The organism is Streptomyces sp. NPDC005151, from assembly GCF_053599875.1.
In genome coordinates, this window is record NZ_JBSFYR010000088.1 from 14722 (window position 1) to 31854 (window position 17133).

Annotated in this window: 18 protein-coding genes and 3 pseudogenes; 9 read left to right on the forward strand and 12 right to left on the reverse strand. The window is 69.4% G+C overall.

Annotation, left to right across the window (positions count from 1 at the left end):
• The first annotated feature begins 149 nt into the window (after positions 1-149).
• Positions 150-935, forward strand: a complete 786-nt coding sequence (locus ACWD6R_RS32335; protein WP_451821958.1) for an IclR family transcriptional regulator — start codon at positions 150-152, stop codon at positions 933-935.
• On the opposite strand, the gene ACWD6R_RS32340 is transcribed toward ACWD6R_RS32335, so the two are convergent.
• Together ACWD6R_RS32340 and ACWD6R_RS32345 are read right to left on the reverse strand one after the other, a co-directional pair.
• Entirely contained in the window at positions 886-1632 is a 747-nt protein-coding gene (locus tag ACWD6R_RS32340; RefSeq protein ID WP_451821959.1) for an IclR family transcriptional regulator, read from the reverse strand. The genes ACWD6R_RS32335 and ACWD6R_RS32340 overlap by 50 nt on opposite strands.
• Positions 1633-1785: 153 nt before the next feature.
• Positions 1786-2193 carry a GrpB family protein gene (locus ACWD6R_RS32345; RefSeq protein WP_451821960.1) on the reverse strand — a complete coding sequence of 136 codons (408 nt, stop codon included), beginning with the start codon at positions 2191-2193 and terminating at the stop codon, positions 1786-1788.
• Between the two features lie 180 nt (positions 2194-2373).
• On the opposite strand from ACWD6R_RS32345, the gene ACWD6R_RS32350 reads away from it, so the two are divergent.
• The gene (locus tag ACWD6R_RS32350; RefSeq protein WP_451821961.1) at positions 2374-2967 is read left to right on the forward strand and encodes a TetR/AcrR family transcriptional regulator; all 594 of its coding nucleotides are present in this window, start codon (positions 2374-2376) and stop codon (positions 2965-2967) included.
• A gap of 80 nt (positions 2968-3047) precedes the next feature.
• On the opposite strand, the pseudogene ACWD6R_RS32355 reads toward ACWD6R_RS32350, so the two are convergent.
• A pseudogene (locus tag ACWD6R_RS32355) lies at positions 3048-4249 on the reverse strand (RNA-guided endonuclease InsQ/TnpB family protein).
• Between the two features lie 54 nt (positions 4250-4303).
• On the opposite strand from ACWD6R_RS32355, the gene tnpA reads away from it, so the two are divergent.
• The 5 genes from tnpA (at position 4304) to ACWD6R_RS32380 (ending at position 8797) form a co-directional block, all read left to right on the forward strand.
• A complete protein-coding gene (tnpA, locus tag ACWD6R_RS32360) occupies positions 4304-4732 on the forward strand; it encodes an IS200/IS605 family transposase (protein WP_451821962.1) in 429 nt (142 codons plus the stop codon).
• A gap of 482 nt (positions 4733-5214) precedes the next feature.
• A complete protein-coding gene (locus ACWD6R_RS32365; protein WP_451821963.1) occupies positions 5215-6444 on the forward strand; it encodes a dihydrofolate reductase family protein in 1230 nt (409 codons plus the stop codon).
• Between the two features lie 71 nt (positions 6445-6515).
• Positions 6516-6692 (forward strand): hypothetical protein, encoded by a 177-nt coding sequence (locus ACWD6R_RS32370; protein ID WP_451821964.1) that lies wholly within the window; start codon positions 6516-6518, stop codon positions 6690-6692.
• A 68-nt stretch (positions 6693-6760) separates the two neighbouring features.
• Positions 6761-7300: a hypothetical protein gene (locus tag ACWD6R_RS32375; RefSeq protein ID WP_451821965.1), complete on the forward strand. Its 540-nt coding sequence runs from the start codon at positions 6761-6763 to the stop codon at positions 7298-7300.
• Between the two features lie 429 nt (positions 7301-7729).
• Positions 7730-8797, forward strand: coding sequence for an LLM class flavin-dependent oxidoreductase (locus ACWD6R_RS32380; RefSeq protein ID WP_451821966.1), 1068 nt, complete (start codon positions 7730-7732; stop codon positions 8795-8797).
• A 164-nt stretch (positions 8798-8961) separates the two neighbouring features.
• Here the strand turns inward: ACWD6R_RS32380 and ACWD6R_RS32385 are convergent, their stop codons facing one another.
• From ACWD6R_RS32385 to ACWD6R_RS32405, 5 genes are all read right to left on the reverse strand, one after another.
• Positions 8962-9423: an MBL fold metallo-hydrolase gene (locus ACWD6R_RS32385; protein ID WP_451821967.1), complete on the reverse strand. Its 462-nt coding sequence runs from the start codon at positions 9421-9423 to the stop codon at positions 8962-8964.
• 59 nt (positions 9424-9482) lie between these two features.
• Complete coding sequence (locus ACWD6R_RS32390) at positions 9483-9953, reverse strand: hypothetical protein (protein ID WP_451821968.1); 471 nt, start codon at positions 9951-9953, stop codon at positions 9483-9485.
• 42 nt (positions 9954-9995) lie between these two features.
• Positions 9996-10355: a class I SAM-dependent methyltransferase gene (locus tag ACWD6R_RS32395; RefSeq protein ID WP_451821969.1), complete on the reverse strand. Its 360-nt coding sequence runs from the start codon at positions 10353-10355 to the stop codon at positions 9996-9998.
• A gap of 389 nt (positions 10356-10744) precedes the next feature.
• On the reverse strand, positions 10745-11086 hold the full coding sequence (locus tag ACWD6R_RS32400; RefSeq protein ID WP_451821970.1) for a thioredoxin family protein: 342 nt from the start codon (positions 11084-11086) through the stop codon (positions 10745-10747).
• Positions 11087-11264: 178 nt separating this feature from the next.
• A complete protein-coding gene (locus ACWD6R_RS32405; RefSeq protein WP_451821975.1) occupies positions 11265-12251 on the reverse strand; it encodes an NAD(P)/FAD-dependent oxidoreductase in 987 nt (328 codons plus the stop codon).
• Positions 12252-12343: 92 nt separating this feature from the next.
• Here ACWD6R_RS32405 and ACWD6R_RS32410 point away from each other — a divergent pair, with 92 nt between their 5' ends.
• Positions 12344-12952: a helix-turn-helix domain-containing protein gene (locus ACWD6R_RS32410; protein WP_451821971.1), complete on the forward strand. Its 609-nt coding sequence runs from the start codon at positions 12344-12346 to the stop codon at positions 12950-12952.
• 187 nt (positions 12953-13139) lie between these two features.
• On the opposite strand, the gene ACWD6R_RS32415 is transcribed toward ACWD6R_RS32410, so the two are convergent.
• From ACWD6R_RS32415 to ACWD6R_RS32425, 3 genes and pseudogenes are all read right to left on the reverse strand, one after another.
• On the reverse strand, positions 13140-13754 hold the full coding sequence (locus ACWD6R_RS32415) for a TetR/AcrR family transcriptional regulator (RefSeq protein WP_451821972.1): 615 nt from the start codon (positions 13752-13754) through the stop codon (positions 13140-13142).
• Positions 13751-14848: a saccharopine dehydrogenase gene (locus ACWD6R_RS32420; RefSeq protein WP_451821973.1), complete on the reverse strand. Its 1098-nt coding sequence runs from the start codon at positions 14846-14848 to the stop codon at positions 13751-13753. Before ACWD6R_RS32420 ends, ACWD6R_RS32415 begins: the two co-directional genes overlap by 4 nt.
• A gap of 458 nt (positions 14849-15306) precedes the next feature.
• Positions 15307-15747 (reverse strand): annotated as a pseudogene (locus ACWD6R_RS32425) (TetR/AcrR family transcriptional regulator C-terminal domain-containing protein); the annotation flags it as partial.
• Positions 15748-15767: 20 nt separating this feature from the next.
• Here ACWD6R_RS32425 and ACWD6R_RS32430 point away from each other — a divergent pair.
• Positions 15768-16451 carry a hypothetical protein gene (locus tag ACWD6R_RS32430; protein ID WP_451821974.1) on the forward strand — a complete coding sequence of 228 codons (684 nt, stop codon included), beginning with the start codon at positions 15768-15770 and terminating at the stop codon, positions 16449-16451.
• Between the two features lie 373 nt (positions 16452-16824).
• Here the strand turns inward: ACWD6R_RS32430 and ACWD6R_RS32435 are convergent.
• Positions 16825-17133 (reverse strand): annotated as a pseudogene (locus ACWD6R_RS32435) (hypothetical protein); the annotation flags it as partial.

The window sequence follows — 17133 nt, forward strand, 5'->3', positions numbered from 1 at the left end:
CCATGGGGCGAGGGTGTGGGTGCCGGTGAGGGGTGTGGGACCGGTGGGGTCGGGATGGCGCCCAGGGGTGGTGTGCCCGCCATGATGGCCAGATGCGTTCATAATCGTCAACAGTCCATGCGCAAATTGATCGCGCTAAGCTGTGCGCCATGACCTCGACCTTCGACAGGGGCCTGGATCTGCTCGACGCGATCCTGGCGGCCGAGGTGGGCGCGACCGGCTACCCCGGCAACGCCCAGCTCGCCGAACAGCTCGGCCTCGACCAGGCGCAGATCTCCCGCATGCTCAAGGACCTCGGTTCGCTCGGCCTGGTCGAGCGGGACGGACAGGGACGCGGCTGGCGCGTGGGCCCTGGCTACTTCGCGCTCGCCGCGGCCGCAGGTGACGCCGGGCTGCTGAGGACGGCGCGCCCGCTGCTGCGCGGGCTGGTGTCGCGCTGGCACGAGCCGGCCTGGCTCTCGGTGCGGTCACGGGAGGTGGCGCTCACCGTCGAGGCGCAGCCCAGCCACTGGTCGTCCTCGGTGGCCGCGACACCTGGCGCGGTGACGCCGGTCTGGTGCACCGGGCCCGGGCGGGCGCTTCTGCTCGACCACTCCGAACAGGAACTCACCGAGCTGCTCGGCGAGGTGGAGTTCGTCGGCGGCGGCCCGCTGGCCGTCCGCGACGTGCCGGCGCTCGCGGCCCTCAACGCCGCCGACCGGGCCGCCGGAATCGTCGTCGCCGACCGGGAGTTCGAGCACGACGTGGTCGACTTCTCGGCCCCCGTCCGGGACGGCTCCGGCACCATCGTCGCGGCGCTCAGCATCGCCGTGCCCCGGTTCCGGCTGGACGGGCGCTCGGCGGAGATCGCGGACTCGGTCCGAAGTGCCGCTCAGGCCCTGGAGGTCAGGGCCTCCAGCCGAGCAGGGCGGACAGTCGGTCGGCCAACCCCCTGATGATCTCGCCGTGTTGCTCGGCCAGCGGTGCGAGGCGGTCGGACGGACCCTGGGTGTGCAGGGCGCAGACGATCTGGCCGGAGAAGTCCTTTACCGGGGCGGCCACCGCGAAGACCCCGGGCTGCGACTCGCTGTCCACGACCGCGTAGCCACGTAGCCGCGCCGCGAGCAGCCGCGCCTTGAACTCGACCACCCCGCTGGGTGCCTGTGGGCCGTGGGCGATGAACTCGGTACCCGCGAACACCGTCTCCAGCTCCTCGCGGGTGCAGTCCCAGAGCAGTGCCTGGCCCGCGTCGTCGCAGTACAGCGGATACGAACGCCCCACCCAGGACAGCCCCGAGGGCACGTCCTCCAGGATGGCCACCGCTCCGTCCCCGCGCACCTCGGCGAGGAAGGCGCTGACACCCGTAGCCTCCACCGCCTCGCGCAGGATCCGCGGCCCCTCCACCATCAGCCGCGACCGCGCCGCGAGCACCGCCTGGGTGCGTAGCCGCCAGCTGAGTCCGTAGGCGCGGGTCCGGGAGTCGCGGGCGAGCAGGCCGGCAACCTCCAGGCTGTGCAGGCTCCGGGCCACTTGCACCCGGTTCCGTCCGAGCCGCTCGGCGATCTCCGTCGAGGTCGCCGCCTCCTCAAGGGCGGCGACCTCGAGAAGCACATCCAGCCCTCGGCTCAGACTCTTCACGGTTCCAGCGCTCACCCGGAGAGCATAGTGGCCGGCCCCAGGCGGCGGCAGCGGGCGGCGTCCCGCAACAAAGGATTCCGGTGCAGATGCGCGAGGAGCGCCGCGAGACCGGGCGTCCTGTTGGCGGAGTGCCAGATGAGCGACGAGCACGGGCGAACGATCCGCGGGTCAGCCGTGAGCGGCCGCGATGCGCTCGTAGATCGCCTGCACGACGGAAGCCTTGCGCGCGTTGCACTCCATCGCGTGGCGGCTGCCCGGAGCGGCGGCCTCCTTCGCCTGGGCATAGGTCGCGCGGTCCTCGGGGTGCGCGCGCAGCCAGTCGCGGAACATCGCGTGCCGGGCGAGTTCCGGACAGCTGGGCCCGAACACGTGGAGATTGACCCGCGGATCCTCCAGCCGCAGCATGCGGTGCTCGTGCCAGGACGGTTCCCGGACCGTCAGGTCGTAGCCCAAGGCGGCCAGCGGCGGGACGTACGCCTCCTCCCGGCGCGGGTCCGCGACGGTCAGGTCGATGTCGATGACGTCCTTGGCGGCGAGTCCCGGTACGGCGTCCTCGTCGACGGCGTCCTCGTCCAAGTCTCCATGCGCTCCGAAACCACCTACGGCGACGTTCACGCCCTCGTATGGGACACCGTCGAACGCGAGGTCGGCCTCCCTGGCGGCAGCCTGCGCCCCTGAGACGGCGCCCCCACAGACGGACGGCGGCGCAGGTTAATATATGAACGACCATTTATTAATGTGCAGAGAGGGAGCGGCATGACAGGGCGTCCCCGCGGGATCGACGACGTGGTGATCTTGCAGGCGGCGGTGGAGGTGATGGGCCGCTCCGGGCCGTCGAAGCTGACGCTGGCGCAGGTGGCGAAGGAGGTCGGCTTGGTGCCGGGCACACTGGTGCAACGCTTCGGCTCCAAACGCGGTCTGCTCCTGGCACTGGCCGAGCACACCGCCAAGGACACCCATGGCCTCCACGACCGCGTACGGGCCGAGCACGGCTCGCCACTCGCCGCGCTGGAGGCTCTGGTCGTGGAAGTCTGGGGCGCTGTGGCGGCCCCGGAGGCGTTCGCCCACCATCTGGCCTTCCTGTGCGAGGACCTCGAAGACCCGCAGTTCCGCGACCTCGCCCTTGCCTCCCACCAGGCGCAGGCCCGCGTCCTGCGCTCCCTGCTGGAGCAGGCGGTCAACGCCGGCGAACTGCGACCGGACACAGACACCTCGCTCCTGGCCGAGACCGTGCAGGCCACGGCCACCGGAACGGGCCTGATGTGGGCCGTCGACCACGAGAGCACCCTCGAGCTCCGCCAGCGCAACGCCCTCGCCGCGGTACTGACCCCGCACAGCACCCGCCCCTGACACGCCATCGCCATCGCCATCGCCATCGCACAAGGAGAGAACCAGTGACTCCTCCACCCCCTGAAGGGGGTGGCTTCTCGCTATGCCGGTTGGGCTTCGCGACGGGCCAGCCCGGCCCGTAGAACGTTCAGGGCGCCCACTGTGTCGGCGTGCGCGGTGTGGCCGCACACGGTGCAGTGGAACTTGTCCTGGGTGGGCCGGTTCTCCTTGGCGGTGTGGCCGCATGCGGGGCACCGCCGGGAGGTGTTGCGGGGGTCCACGGCCATCACTTCCCGTCCGGCGCTTTCAGCCTTGGCGTTCAGGATCGTCAGGAACACCCCCCCCAACCGGCATCGCTGATCGATCGGTTCAGCCCGGCTTTGCCCGCGGCTCCATTGGGCAGGAAGCTGCCAGGCTGATCAGGGTCGGGCTTCGGTGCGGGTGCCCGGCTCATGTTGCGGATCTTGAGGTCTTCGTGCGCGATGAAGTCATGCGCGCGTACGAGATCGAGCGCGGTCTTGTGCGCGTGGTCGAGCCGTTGGCGGCGGACCTTGCGATGCAGTCGGGCAACTGTCTCCACGGCCTTGCGGCGTCGCTTACTGCCGCGCTTGCACCGGCTGAGCGCCCGCTGCGCGGCTTCAAGCTTCGCGGCAGCCTTGCGGCCGTGACGTGGACTGGGCACGAACTCACCATGTGAGTCGGCGAGGAAGTTGGCTACGCCCAGGTCGATACCGACCACACTGCCGGTTGCGGGCAGCGGCTCGGGGGCGGCCTGTTCGGCGGTCAGAATGACGTACCAGCGATTGCCCTCACACTTGACGCTGATCGTCTTGACCTTGCCGGCCACCGGCCGGTGCTGGTGCACCTTGACGTGCCCGACACCTTGGAGGCGCACGCGCGTGACGGGGTCGTGCGGGGTGGAGTCCCAGCGGCAGCCGTCTCCGTCCTTCGGGAAGTCCACCGTGTCGAACCGGCCCACAGTGCGAAAACGCGGATAGCCCGGCTTCTCACCGGCCTTGACACGGCGGAAGAACGCGGCGAACGCCTTGTCCAAACGCCGCAGCGTCGCCTGCTGGGAGGAGAACGACCAGCGGCCCTGACGCTCCGGGTCGAACGCCCGGATCTCCTTGAGCTGCACAGACTGCTGCCCGTACCGGACGGTGGTCCTGGATACGTGCCGGTAGGCGTCGCGGCGTTCCTGCAACGCCCCGTTGTAGAGCGAGCAGTGATCACGCAGCATCTCACCGAGCGCGACCTGCTGACCCACGGTGGGCCGCATGAGGAACTTGTACGCACGGATCATCCGGCCCACCCCCCTCTTCGATCCGAGCCGACGGAACCACACTACTCTTGGTTCATGTCACCGCGCTGGGAAGCAAATCCCGATGTACGACGAGGCCGTCACGTAATCTACAACCTTCACGCGCACTTGGTGTTCGTTACTCAATACCGGCGGAATGTCTTCAACGACGAGATGCTGACGCGCTGCGAAGAGATCATGCGGAACGTCTGCACCGACTTCGGTGCGGACCTGATCGAGTTCAACGGCGAAGAGGACCACGTCCATCTGCTGGTGGACTATCCGCCGAAAGTCGCCCTGTCGAACCTGGTGAACAGTCTCAAGGGCGTCTCCTCGCGCTACCTGCGCGCCGAGTTCACCGACCGCGTGAACCGGGCCACCATGCACGGACGCTTCTGGTCCGGCTCCTACTTCGCCGGATCCTGCGGCGGCGCACCACTCCAAGTGGTCAAGGACTACATCGAGAACCAGAAGCGCCCCGCCTGAGCAGGGCAGCATTCCGGAGTGATGCTGCGGCGCTCCGCGCCGCAGGGTTCAGGATCGGATTCCCTCCCCGCCTGAAGGACTCTGCTGAGGAATGCGTGATTCGAGCAGGGCTGGGTCGTTGGTCCTCCATGGTTGTTGTTGTCGTGAGCGGGAGGGCCGAGAGGGATGTCGCTGGAGCCGCGGGTGGATCAGGGGGTGCCTGAGCTGGCGGCCCGGGTGGTTCGGGCGGCCTTTCCCAAGGGGACGCTCGCGGTGCGGATCCGAGAGGCGTTGGGCCCGCTGTTTGAGGACGAGGCGTTCGCCGGGGCGTTTGCCGTCCGGGGACGTCCGGCTGTCTCGCCGGGAGCGTTGGCGTTGGTATCGGTGTTGCAGTATGCGGAGAGGCTGACCGACCGGCAGGCCGCTAACACCAGGTGCGGGCCCGGATAGACTGCAAGTTTCTGCTCGGCCTGGAACTGGATGATTGTGGGTTCGATGCCTCCGTGCTGAGCCTGTTCCGTTCCCGTCTCATCGAGCACGGGCTGGAACAGGCGACGCTGGAGCTGGTGCTGGAACGCCTGCGCGGGCTGGACCTGCTGAAGGCCGGTGGCCGACAGCGGACCGATTCCACGCACGTGCTGGCGGCGGTGCGGACGCTGAACCGGATGGAGTTCGTCGGTGAGACGCTGCGGGCCGCGCTGGAGGCGCTGGCGGTCGCGGCGCCGACATGGCTGTCCGGCCTGGTCTCAGCCGAGTGGGCAGAGCGCTACGGGTCACCCGTGGACGACTACCGCTTTCCCAAGGGCGAAGAAGTCCGTGAACAGTGGTCCCAGCAGGTCGGACGAGACGGGTTCTTCCTGCTCAAAACGGTCTACGCCCCCACGGCTCCGGGCTGGCTGCGCGAGATCGAGGCGGTGCAGGTCCTGCGGGTCTCGTGGGTCCAGCAGTACCACCGCGACGAGAGGGGGGTGCGCTGGCGGGAGGGCAAGGATCTCCCGCCGGTTCGTCACCGGTTGTGCTCACACTATGACACCGATGCCCGTTACGGGACCAAGCGTGGCTCGGGCTGGACCTGCTACAAGGCGCACCTGACCGAGAGGTGTGAGCCGGACGCACCGCATGTGATCACGCAGGTGGCCACCACCGACGCTGTGGTGGCCGACACTGAGATGACCGAACCGGTCCACCGGACGCTCGCGGAAAGGGAGTTGCTGCCAGACGTGCATGTCGTGGATGCCGGCTATACCACCTCTGCCCTGTTCCTGGCCGCGGCCGGGCAGGGTATGGAACTGCTTGGCCCGGCCCCGCACGGCTACGACGACTTCATGGCCCGCGTCGACACCGTCGTGATGGGCCGCAACACCTACGAGAAGGTCCTCACCTTCGGTTTCTGGCCCTACGAAGGCAAGCGCGTAGCCGTCCTGAGCACCAAGCTCACCACCAGCGACCCGAATGTCACCGTCCACCCCACCCTGGAAGGGCTCCTTGACGCACTCGCCGCCGCCGGGGCGAAGAACGTGTACGCGGACGGCGGCCAGATCATCCAGACCTTCCTGCGTGAAGGCATCCTCGACGAGCTCACCATCACCACCGCGCCGGTCCTTCTTGGCGCGGGCATCCCGCTCTTCGGGCACCTGGACCGTGACATCGACCTGACTCGCGGTGACACGAGGGCGCTGGGCGCCGGCTTCGTCCAGACCAGCTACACCGTCAGCCCGAGCGCCGCCGGCTGAAGCAACCTGCCTGGGAATGGAGGGGGCCGAGCTCGCCCTCCGGCCCCGGCACCGGGCCGCAGCATGCCCTCGTGGCCAACGCACCACTGCCGCCAGACGCGTCACGGCAGCGCAGGACCGGCCGGACCGTCGAGAGCGGCACAGCCGGGCGAGCTCCCGCAGTGGACGAGCAGTCCCCCATCGCCGCCACGCTGGCCCCGGTCGGCGCGCGGCTCGGCTCCGCCGGATCCGTACGCAGCATGGTGTGATCCTGTACGCGCTCGCCAAGACCACGAGGAGGAGGAGTTGGTGGCCGGTGGATCGTAGAGTCTCACGTATGCATGCAGAACGTTCCCTCGAGCCCCGTGCCCTCCTGGTCAACGGCACTGTCGGCGTTGGCAAGACATCGGTGGCCGAGAGCGTGGGCGGCCTTCTCACCGACGCTGACATACCCAACGCCGTCATCGACCTCGACTGGCTGAGGCAGTCTTGGCCAACGCCTTCGGGAGACCGCTTCAACTTCAGCATGATGTTGCGAAATCTGCGCAGCGTCGCCGGCAATTACCTCGCTGCTGGAGCAGTTCGGCTGGTCCTCGCTGGTGTGATCGAGGACCTGGAGGACCGGAAGCTATGCAGCGATGCGATCGGTATTGAGCTTTCGGCGTGCCGGCTCCAGGCCGATTTGTCCGTCATCCACCAGCGACTCATGCGACGCCACGAAAACGAGCCCGAGGCGTTGCGATGGCACCTGGCCAGGGCTGGCGAACTGGCCGGGATCCTCGAACAAGCGGCAGTCGATGACTTCACCGTCGACGCCACCACGCGCCCGGTCGGTGAGGTCGCCGCCGACGTGATCGGGAAGACGGGCTGGCTGTGACGCAGCTTTCATGCCTGCGTCGGATCGATGACGAAGCGCCCCGGGTCGGCAGCCCGGACGTAGTGGGCCGCATTCAACTTTCCAGCGCAGCCGGGCACGCCGACCCCTCACCGCCAGCACCAACGCCTCCCACGTCGCCGGGCTCAGCTGCCTCAGCATGCTCGTCGGCCCCGCCGTCATCGGCTGGATGACCACCCACCTCATGGCGCTCAACACGCCTTCCTGCTGCCGACCCTGCTGTGCGTGATCGCGGCTGCGACCGCCGCAATCCTGCACGCCGGATCCGACCGCCCACGCGAGATGGCGCAGAGCCACTGACCGCCTGTACGGCACCGCCCTGACACTGTGTCGCCCCAGACTCTCCGCTCACCCCGGCCGGCTGTCAGACCGGTGGGGGGAGAGCCCACCGCCCCTCACAAGGAACCTGCCATGCCCGAGACAGATGACACCCCCGCCCGCGGTCGCATCGGCGTAATGCTCCCCCGCAACCTGCCCGTCCGGGACATGCTGCCGTTCGCCCGGCGAGCGGAAGAACTGGGATTCGACCAGGTATGGGTGGTCGAAGACCTCGGCTGGCGCGGCGGACTCGCACAAGCCGGCCCCGTCCTCGCCAGCACCACCAGCATCACCGTCGGCATCGGCATCATGCCCGCCGGTGCCCGCAACGTGTGCTTCGCTGCGATGGAACTGGCCACCCTCGCGCAGCTCTACCCCGGCCGGCTGATCGCCGGCATCGGCCACGGCATGCCCGACTGGATGCGCCAGGCCGGAGCCTGGCCCGCCAGCCCCCTGACGCTGATCAAGGAGTACACGACCGCGCTGCGCCTGCTCATGCGCGGCGAGCCAGGCCCGGCAGGCGGCCGCTACGTGCGCTGCGAGGGCGTCGTCATCACCGAGACACCCGGCATCGTCCCCCCGGTCATCCTCGGCGTACGCGGTCCCAAATCGCAGGCAGCCGCAGGCGAGGTGGCCGACGGGCTCCTCCTGGCCGAGCCCGCGGCCCCCGCCTACATCACCTCCTCGCTGCAGCACATGAACGGCACTCCTCACACGAGCAGCCCCGAAGTCGTCGCCTACGACGCCGCCGCCGTCGACGACGACGAGGAAGCCGCTCTCGCCCGCGTCCGCGACGGCCTGACCGCCATCGGCGAGCCAGCCTGGGCCGCGCACATCGACCCCCTGCCCTTCGCCGCGCAGTTGCGTGAACACCGCGCCGCCTGCGCCGACGCCCGGCAATTCGCACGGACCATGCCCAAGACCTGGGTCCGCCAGCTGAGCATCGCCGGTACCCCCGCCCAGGCACGCGAAGCGATCAAGGCCCGCCACGCAGCTGGCGCGACCAGCGTCGTCCTCGCTCCCACCGGCCCCGACGCCCTGGCGTCCCTCGACTCGCTCGCCCGTGTCCTGGCCCCCGCCCCTGAACCGAAAACGCCACGATCTCGAAGAACCTCATACCCACCGGCTGACGGATCGCGCTGTTCGACCTCTTCGGGGTGATCGCCCTCCGCCAGGGCCCGGGCGCCCTGGCGGAGATGGCCGCTTGATGCACTGCTTCCGCAGACGCGTTCGCCGGGGCCTACTGGGACTGCCGCCCGCTCTACGACGCCGCGCGGCAGTCCGCGCCCGAGTACTGGACGGCCTGCGGTGGCTGCCACGCCCCATCACCCGGCGTACAACGACGCGTTCCGGGACCACTGGGGCACGCGGCCGGCGACCGCCGCCGACTGGGCTGCCGAAGATCGTCTGGAGGCGTTCCGCCCCGACCTCTCCGTGCGGTCGCGCAGCCGGCCCATGGTGGCGACGTAGTCCTTCTGATCGGCTCCGTGGATGTCGTCGAGTAGCCGGTCGTCATAGACGATGTCGCCCGAGAAGAGCATCTGTGCCCGGGGGTCGTACAGCGCGATGCTGCCGGGGGTGTGACCGGGCAGGTGCAGGACGGTGAGCTGCCGATTGCCGAGGTCGATGGTGTCGCCGTCGGTCAGGTACCGGCTGACGCCGGCTGGACGCAGTCGGTAGGTGTCCGGGGCGTAGTGCTCGTGCGGGACGGCGGAGTTCAGCTCCCGGCAGGTCTCCCAGACACCGTCCCCGACCAGCTCCTCGTCCCATTTCCTCTGGGCACACAACAGTCTGGCCTCGCGCCGGACCGGGCGAGGCCAGACCCTGAAACGTTTTCAGTGATCTTCTAGGCGGTGCAGGCGCGGGCGGTGTGGACGGTAGTGGCGGTGAGGTAGAAGGCGTCGGGGCGCCAGAGGATGCCGGTAGGGGCGTCGGCGTGCAGGAGGGCATCCAGGGTCGCGCGGTCCTCGTCGTTCAGGTGCTCGCCGAACTGGTCGCGCTGCCGGGCGAGACGGGTGCGCAGGTACTCGCGAGCCGGGAGGTCGAGCGGGGCCGGCAAGTCGGTGAGAAAGGTGCGCGTGCCGGTGGGGATGAGGTCGGACCGGGCCAGCATGGCGGGCCAGTCCTCGATCTCACCCACCGAGCCCGGGAGTTCGGTGCGCATGGCGGTGAAGCCATCCTCGTTGCCGGCGTCCAGGCGGGCCTGGAGTCCGGGGCGGCCCAGGCCGATGTCACGGGGAAGGAAGCGCACGGGCAGCCCGCTTTCGGCCACGGCGAGCAGCCCGCCGGGGCGCAGGAAGGCGGCGAGGGCGGTCAACGCCGCCTGCTGGTCGCCGAGATGATGGACAGCGTTGGCGGATCAGATCAGATCGGCCGTGCCGAGCCTGCCGAACTCGTCCGGAAGGTCGGCCTGTTGGGTGGCGATGCGGCCGGACGAGCGCGTACGGGCCCGCTCCAGCAGGGCAGGCGACTGGTCGACGGCGACCACCTCGGCACCCGGGAAGACGTCGGCGAGCAGGCCGGCGACCACACCCGGCCCACTGCCGATGTCGATGACACGCCTCACGCCGGCGCCGCCCAGCAGATCGCGCAGCCAGTTCGTGGCCTGGGTGAGCGCGGGAGTGTGCAGTTCGGCCTCGCGTTCCAGATGGGAGCAGAGGGCGTCCCAGTCGATGTCGTGGACGTGCTCACGGGTGTGGCGATGAACGTGGTGATGCATGAGGCACTCCGATCCGGAGGGGATGGTCATGGCCCGTCTGGCGGTCGAAGCGCAGGAAATCGGCGGTCGGCTGTCAGCCCAGGTGAGCGGGGTCTGGCACGCCCATCTGCGACGTTGTCCTCGGTTGCCGACGCTCTTCGCCTACGTCACGGTCCGCCGGACAGGGCCTTGGCCCAGGTAGGGGGCCAGGGTTCGTTCGAGTGCGGGCTTGGCAGCGGCAGCTTGCAGGCCTGGACGCCCCATGCCGACGTCCAGTACCCGGTGGAATCATCTGTATCCGCCGCCGCTGATCCGCAACAGATCCCGCAACCAGTCCATGGTCCGGGTGAGCGCGGGGGCGTGCGGGGCCCGACCTCCGCGGCGCCGGAATGCGTGACGCCCGCCGGAGTTCAGCGAAGGAAGGGGCCGAGGTTTCGTTCCAGGAGGGGTTTGGGGGCGGCGCCCGTCCATGCCTTCGCAGGGGCGCCGTCGGCGTAGACCACGAAAGCGGGGATCGAGGAGACTCCGTGCCGGTCCGCCAGTCCGGTCTCCTCATCGACATTGATCTTGACGACATCCAGCACGCCCGCACGCTCGGCAGCCACCTCCTCGACGATGGGAGTGACCCTGATGCACGGCCCGCACCAGGGGGCCCAGAACTGGATCAGGACGGGCCGCTTCGCTTGCAGTACGCGGACGGGAAACGTCTGCTCGGTGACACTGTCCACGGGACCGCTGCGCTTTACTGCCATGGTGAGACTCTCCTTGTCAATGTGTTCGTGAACGAGTACCCCGACGCCAGGGGACGATCTGACCGCGGAGATCAACGCACGGACCCTGGATCGGGCCTGTTCGGCCGGCTGGACGCCCTGACCCCACGCAGGGCTCCGCGGGCGTCCACGACGGCATCGCCCGTGGCCTGCCGAGCCGTCATGTCAGGGCAGCCGTGGCGCGGTGTGCCCGGTGTCGTGCGACGGCGTGTTCCACGTCCTCGTGGAGCAGGTCGGTGTTGATGGCGAACGCGGCGGTGGAGCCCATGCCGGCGGCGGCGATGACCTGGGCGCGCGGGTCGACGACGTTTCCGGCGGCCCATACCCCGGGCACGCTGGTGCGGCCGGTGCGGTCCGTCACGACCCAGCCCTGGTCATCCTCGGCGCAGCCGAGCCGCGTCAGGAGGTCGTCGCGCGGGGCGGGTCGGGGGAAGAGGAAGGCCGCGGTCCGGGGGATCACCCGGCCGTCGGTGAGCTCGATGGCGCGCAGGCGGTCGTCGTCGACGACGAGCCGCACGGCCCTGCCCTCCACGATGTTCACGCCGAACGCGTCCAGCTGTTCCCGCTCCTGTGGGGAGAGTTCGAGCGTGTGCGTGAGGAGGACGATGTCCTCGCTCCACTGACGCAGCAGCAGGGCCTGGTGCACGGCCCCCGGGTGTGTGCCGAGGACGGCGAGGGGCTGGTCGCGGACCTCGTAGGCGTGGCAGTACGGGCAGTGCAGGAGGTCCTTGCCCCAACGCTCCCGGACGCCGGGGATGTCGGGCAGTTCGTCGCGCAGTCCGGTGGCGACCAGGAGGCGGCGGGCCCTGATCACGGGGCCGCCCTCCAGGCGCACGTCGTAGCCAGGCCCGACATGCTCCACCCGGCCCCGGATGACATCGACTCCGTAGCGGTCGGTCTCGGCCCGCCCCAGGTCGAGCAGAGTCGCCGGAGGCAGGCCATCACGGGACAGGAAACCGTGCATATGCGCGGCAGGCGCGTTACGCGGCTCACCGGCATCGATCACCACCACCCTGCGGCGAGCCCGCCCCAGCAGGAGCGCGGCACTCAGACCGGCTGCTCCGGCACCGATCACCGCCACGTCATGAACCTCGTCACCAGTCGGCGCCGTGCCGTCGTCGCGCGTATTCACCGTCGTCTTGATCACTACGATCACCTCCGGTCTCCAAGGTGCTCCAGCGCCGCACCACGGGCAACTTCTGTTGCCATTTCCGGGACGGCCTGGTTTGAATGGGGCTCATGGACGAGCAATCCCCCATCGCCGCCACGCTCGCCCAGGTCGGCGCCCGGCTCCGCCGGATCCGTACGCAGCGTGGTGTGACCCTGTCCGCGCTCGCCGAGGCCACTGGGATCTCCAAGAGCACGCTTTCGCGGCTGGAATCCGGTCAGCGCCGCGCGAGCCTCGAACTGCTGTTGCCGATCGCGCAGGCCCACCAGGTACCGCTGGACGAGCTGGTCGGGGCCCCCGAGGTCGGCGACCCCCGGATCCACAGCAGGCCCCGCGTGCGCAACGGCCGGACCGTGATCCCGCTGACCAACCGACCGGGCCCCTTGAAGGCATGGAAGTCGGTCATTCCGGCCGACCAGAACCGGCCCGAGCCGTGCACGCACGAGGGGTACGAGTGGCTGTACATCCTGTCCGGACGTGTACGGCTCGTCCTCGGCGACCACGACCTGGTCCTGGAGCCGGGCGAGGCCGCCGAGTTCGACACCCGCGTACCGCACTGGTTCGGCCCCGTCGGTGAATCGGCCGTGGAAATCCTCAACCTCTTCGGCGGCCAGGGCGAGCGCGTACACGTCCGCGCCAAACCCCGCTCCGCTGAACACCACGATGGAGCTTCCCCTTGATCGTGGACACCTGGCTCTCCGCCGTGCTGGTCGGCCTGGTCCGGCCGGGAACGGTGCAGCGAGCCGGCCGATTCACCGCGCGTCAGCGGCACCGACCGCATGCTGTCCGCCTCCGGGGTCGCCTCGGCCGGCCGATGACGGTCGGGCCGTCCGACGTCGGTACCGCCCCGCTTTTCCGAGAACTCTGTCAGTCGAGCAGAGTGGTGGCCGTGTTGATGAGTTCCGCGTCGGCTTCATCGGTGCGGTGGGCGGCGATGCCGGACCGGAAGAGGGATGCTCCTTCGATCAGCACGGTGAAAACCCTTGCCCGAGCCTGGCAGACGGTGTCGGAGAGAGTGGGGTTGCGGGCGCGGAGAAACCCGGCGACATGGTCCTGGTAATCGCTGTAGAAGGTGCGCATGACCGCCGCGACGGCTTCGTCACGGCCCGCCAGAGCCCACAACTCGGCGTAGACCCGGACGATTCGCGGATCATCGTGCTCCGCCAGAAGCTGACGAATCAGCCCCTCCGTGTCCGGCGGCGCGTGCGCGGCCGCGTCGGCGAACAACGGGGCCAGCCTGTCGAGGGAACGGTCCAGGGTGCGGCGCAGGACGGCGGCAATCAGCTCCGTGCGGCAAGGGAAGTAGTACTGCACATGCCCCAGACGCGTCTGTGCCGTGGCCGCCACTGCCCGCATGGTCAGCTCGCCGTACCCGGACTCGAAGAGGATCTTCTCGGCGGCGTCCAGGAGCGCGGCACGCCGCTGGGCACCCTTGGTCGTGGCGGGCGTGCGCTTCTCCTGTTCCGGGGATCGTTCGCTCATGCCGCCCTGCCCTCCGCCTGTTCGTCGCGCACGGCCCTGCGCACAACCAGGTCGACGCCCTGCGCGGCGAGGTCCGACGGCACGCTCTGCGGACTCGGGAGCTGTTCGGGGAAGACCACACCGCTCGGTGCGGGGGCACCGTCTTCGCCGCGTACCCGACGCAGCCCCATCAGGGCGCCCAGTGCGGTCAGATGCGCCTGCCCGGCCCGATCGGTCACGGTCGCGGAGAGAGTGTCGCCCCCGTGAGTGACATCGATGCGGAGCTGGGCCGTGCCGCCTTCGTCCGGTGCGTACAGCAATCCGCGGCGCGCACCGGTGAAGCACTCACCGCGGCCCCAGCGGAAGAACCCGAGCCGCTTGGCGGCCAGCAGGGCTGCCGTGGACGCGGGCGAGCTGAAGCCGATCCGGGTTGTCGCGGTCCTGGCCGCGAGAGTGAGGGGAAGAGTGAACTGCTCGGGGGTGTCGATCCGGGCGACCCGGGTGAGCGACTCCCCGATACGGACGCGGCGGACGTCGCTCAGCGGCATGACCGTGAGCCGCTGTCCGTCCCGCACCACCTCGTAGTCCAGTCCGAGACGGTCCATGAACTCCACCGAGTCCGCGCCCGCCCGGTCGCCGAGGTCCCAGCGAATGGCCACGTCGACCGTGTCCGCGCCGCCGAGCCGGTCGCTGAGACAGGCGGCGACGAGGCTGGTCACACCACCCATCCACGCGGAGGACAGCAGTACCGGCGCGGTCGGGCCCGCCAGTGCCGCGACGGTAGCCGCGCGCTGCAGCCGCGTGGTCCAGCGCGTGACGTCCACGAACGGCACCCCGCCGCTGATCGCAGCGCGCAGGACCCGGTCTTTCGGATCGTTGACGACGCTGACAACCGCGCTGACCCCCGCCCGGAACGGTGCCGGGTCCGCCAGGTCCCAGGTGCGCAGTTCCGCACCCGTCTCGTCCGCCAGTCGCTGTCCGCGCCGCACGGTCCGCCCCGTGAGCACCAGCGGCCATGACAGGGACGCCATCCGCGCCAGCTCCGCGCCGACCGTGCCGTATCCGCCGACCAGGAGCACAGGCCCGTCGGCGTCAAAGAAGAGTTCGTCATTCATGACACCAAATATAGGTCAGGCGACCAAAAAATGCCGCAGGGGATGCGTCGCTTACCGCGGTCAATCCATTGCGCTCAATGACGTGCACATCCTGAAAGGTGGCGGCAGGAGCGAGGCAGAAGGCGTCAGGACGGCCGAGGATCCCCGTGCAACTGCCGCAGTCCGCGAGACGCTCCAGGGGTTGCGCAGCCCTCCGGATCCAGTCGGTCACCCGTCTCGTCGCGCAGCCGGGTCAGATGCCCGACGCGCGCCGCGACCTCCACGCGCGGTACCTCCATCGGCATCGCCGCACTGCTTCTGGTGACCGGCATCCCGGCCTCTGGTCGGCGCCGCCTCGTCCGGCAATCGACCGCGCCGGGCAAGAGCATGCCGCGCGCGGAGTCCCGGTCCCACGAGAAACCTCCGTCCTCCTGTCCGGGACGGCACACGATTCCTACGGGCCCCGGGCAGCACGAAGCTCAGGCGTCGATGCCCCGCCGTGTGAGATCGACTGCGATGCCGTCCAGGACACCGGCAAGGCCTGAGGCGAACAAGGCATCGAGGTCCCAGGGTTCGGCGCCCGCGCGCATCGCGCGGGCAAGCCGGGGATACGCCCCGGGTTCATACAGCGGGTCCTGTGCGTGGCCCGAGGCTTTCGTCCCCTGCTTCGCGGCGATCTTCGACTGCCGCTCCACCTCCGCATCGCTGACGAGGATCAGCGCCACGCCTTGCACGTAGGAGGCGAACAAGAACATGTACCGGAAGGCATCGGCGGGTTCAAGAGGGAGCCCGTCGAACGAGGAGAAGGCGCTTTCGCTGTCCGCCGCGAGAGCCGGGCTGAAATACGCGCGGGTCGTCACCATGACCCTCGGCAGGATCCACGGGTGGCGGTGGTACAGCTCCCAGTCGCGGTACGCGGCGCGTTCGAGGCCGTGACGCCGTGTGGTCCTTGCCCATCTTCCTCGTGATGCCCCTGGGTATCGCGCTGGCCACCGCGCTCGCCCCCCGCATCGGTAAACACAACGTGATCGCCGCCGGGCTGCTCGTGGCGACTGCCGGCTACGTCGTGCTGGCCCTGCTCCAGGCCGATTCGGGAATCGTCCACCTCGTCAGCGGCATGACCGTCGTCTCGATCGGCATCGGCGCCGTTTCCGCAGTCGTCACCGAGGTGATCCTGTCCGCCGCACCACCGGAGCGGGCTGGGGCGGCCTCAGCCATGGCCGAGACCTCTGCCGAGTTCGGCGGGGCGTTGGGCATCGCGCTCCTGGGCAGCATCGGCACCGCCGTCTACCGTTCGGAACTGGCGGTCAGTGCTCCTGACGACCTCACGTCCAAGGAGCTGGAGGCGGCCAGGAGCACACTCGGCGGCGCCGTCGAGACCGCCGCCGCCCTCCCGAGGGGCACCGCCGAATCCCTGCGGAACGCGGCCTTCGACGCCTTCGCCCGGGAGGCCAGGATCGCCTCGGTGGTCAGTGCCGTCCTGATGACGGGCGCGGCGGTCCTCATCGCCACCCTGCTCCGCACCGCACGCACACGAATCGGACCCGAGGCCCCCCAATCCGCAGCGGAGCACCATGACGGGGACCGGGCGGGGGACTTGCATTCCCGGGCAACCTCGTCCTGAGCGCGGAGGGGGAGCCGTACGCGGGTGGAGACAGGGCTGGTGGTGGAGGTGCCGGCCAGGACGGGCCGCTCAGCCCGTTCTGGCATTCGGGATCAACACCACCGTGGCATGGGACTGGCTGCCACAGCTCGGTACTGCTTCATGTGTGGGCCCTACCGTCCGGCGCACCAGTCCGCCACCGTCGACGGCTTGCGACTCCTCGTCGCCCAGACCGGGATGCACCGCCCATTCATTGAGTCCGGCAGGCAGGTCGCGCACGGGAATATGAACGCTTCGGGCACGGCAGGCCGTCGAGGTCGCCGCCGTTCTGGTCGTCGTGACCGATACGGTGCTGGAGATCGGTCGCGAGGCCGACCAGGGCGTCTTCGTTCCGCTACGAGCCCGGCGGCAGAAGTTCGCGGGTGAGAGTGAAGGCGGCCGAGGCGGTGGACAGGAGGGCGTTGATCCTTCCGAGGATGCGGGTTGTTCTGTCGGCGTCCTGCGTGTCGACAGCCGAGGCCAGGTCGTCGGCATACTCCCGGGCCCGTACCGCCTCATCCGGCATTGCGGTGCCCGCGCCCGTACGCAGGGCGTCGATCAGCCGCTGGTGGGGGCGTCGATTAATTAATGGGGTGTGTTGCGTCATCCTGGCGTTGATGTTGCGTGCATGACATATGTGGCGAGTTGGCTGGGGTCGATGAGT